At 51.6% G+C, this 2184-nt stretch carries 2 protein-coding genes; both read left to right on the top strand.

The window, feature by feature from the left end:
• The first annotated feature begins 8 nt into the window (after positions 1 to 8).
• Entirely contained in the window at positions 9 to 1145 is a 1137-nt protein-coding gene (mqnC, locus tag PBA01S_RS22450; RefSeq protein WP_127576775.1) for a cyclic dehypoxanthinyl futalosine synthase, read from the top strand.
• 118 nt (positions 1146 to 1263) lie between these two features.
• The gene (locus PBA01S_RS22455) at positions 1264 to 2175 is read left to right on the top strand and encodes a putative sporulation protein YtxC (protein ID WP_127576774.1); all 912 of its coding nucleotides are present in this window, start codon (positions 1264 to 1266) and stop codon (positions 2173 to 2175) included.
• The last annotated feature ends 9 nt before the right edge of the window (positions 2176 to 2184 follow it).

The following is a 2184-nucleotide window of genomic DNA, read 5'->3' on the forward strand; positions in this document are numbered from 1 at the left end:
GCAGTGATATGACTGCAATTGACGATATATTAAGCAAAGCGCTGCAGGGCGGACGCCTGGATTTGGAGGATACGATCCGGTTGTTTGAATCGGATGAAGTAGAGAAGATCGGGCATACCGCCAACATTTTGATGGAGCGCAAGCATCCTGAACCGATCACAACGTTTGTGATCGGACGGAACATTAACTATACGAATATTTGTGACGTATATTGCCGGTTCTGCGCTTTTTACCGCCGGCCGGGTTCTGAGGAAGGGTATGTACTTCCGGACGAAGTAATTTTTCAGAAAATCCAGGAAACGGTGGACGTCGGCGGCACAGAGATTCTGATGCAGGGCGGAACTAACCCGAATTTACCTTTTAGCTATTATACAAACTTATTGAAGGCGATTAAGGAGCGGTTCCCGAACATCACCATGCACTCGTTCTCTCCTGCGGAAATCATGAAGATGAAGGAAGTTTCCGACGGGCTTTCGCTGGAAGAGGTTTTGCGCGAGATTCATGCAGCAGGTCTGGATTCCTTGCCGGGCGGCGGAGCTGAAATTTTGGACGACCGCACACGTCGTAAAATCAGCCGCTTGAAAGGCTCTTGGAGAGACTGGATGGACGTGATGCAAACGGCCCATAAAATCGGCATGAACACAACCGCCACGATGGTGATCGGGTTCGGCGAGTCGATGGAAGAACGGGCGCTGCATCTGCTGCGTGTGCGGGAAGCACAGGATGAGTGCATCCAGAACGGGTATCCGTCCGAAGGATTCCTGGCCTTTATCCCATGGACGTTCCAGCCGGACAACACGAACCTGAAAGCGGAACGGCAAACGCCGGAATCCTATCTGAAAACAGTCGCGATCAGCCGGATTGTGTTGGATAACATCAAAAACCTGCAGTCCTCTTGGGTAACGATGGGTCCGGAAGTCGGCAAATTGTCGCTGCAATACGGATGTAACGACTTCGGCAGCACGATGATTGAGGAGAACGTGGTATCGTCCGCCGGTGCAACCCATAAAGTAAATATCGAATCGATCCTGTCGATCATTCGTTCCGCAGGCAAAGTTCCGGCGCAACGGAATACAAAATATGAGATTTTGCGCGTGTTTGATGAAGAAACGACGGTCGAACGCGATTTCATTATGCAAAACTAACTTGATCCGACTCTAAAATATTGCTGGCAGAACTGCCTTTCATTCCATGAACGGTTCCCGTATATCCGCTACCTTCCCACCATATACTTGGAGAAGGAAGCGGAAGGGGGCCAGATTCATGGATTTTTTTACTGTACGCGTCAATTGCGGTTCCGCCGAATCGGAGGAACGGTTCAAAGCTTGGTTACAGGAGGCCGTCAGCAGCTTACATAACCGTGAGGTACGGCTTCGCTTTCAAGCGGCCGCAAGCGGGATGCTGGAGGCGGTGCTCATGGGATGCCCGGAAGCCAGCGGCGGGGAGCAAGCTGCTGGCGATCTACAACTGATTGACTGTTTGTCGCAAGGTATCGCAGAGTACATCCTCCGCGAGAAGGAAGCAGAGATCGCCGCCAGAGTCATGCGACGGGATTACAGCTTTGAATCCCGCGAGGAAGCGGAGCAGGTGTATGACATGGTGAACCGGCTTCTGGCCGAAGATGCGGTTACCGGCTGTGCCCGTGATCAACGCAAAACGTTGGTACAAGAAGCACTGCGTGAGTATTTGCAGTCTTCTTCCCAGCTCCATCTAGAAGGGTTCGTCTGGTTCCGCCTCAAGGCTTATGAGGACAAGCTGCGTGAAATTGTAGACTATGCCGTAGACGAGTTTTTGCTCGACAAGCAGTATGAGGAATTTATTGGGCTGCTGCAGTATTTTGTGTATTTCCAGGAGCCTTTGACCCCTTTAGTCCATTTGATGCATAAGCAGGAATCTGAATTTGCGATTCTGAACGAGCAATTTACGCCGATTCGTGTGCCGGCATCCGGCGGGGTTATCGCGCGGATTGCCGATCAGGAGATGCAGATGGAGGACGTGATTGTCAGCACCTTGATCTCCCTCTCCCCGGACCGGATCTTGATTCATACTCAGGAACCTGATGCCCAGGTGATTACGACGATCTCGCGGATATTTGGCGAGCGGGTGGAGATCTGCTTGTTATGTCCGCATTGCCAGCTATTCCATCAGGAGACGCGGCGCCTAGATCAAGGATAATGATGAAGG

Origin of the sequence: Paenibacillus barengoltzii NBRC 101215, from assembly GCF_004000745.1 — a bacterium.
Taxonomy (GTDB): domain Bacteria; phylum Bacillota; class Bacilli; order Paenibacillales; family Paenibacillaceae; genus Fontibacillus; species Fontibacillus barengoltzii.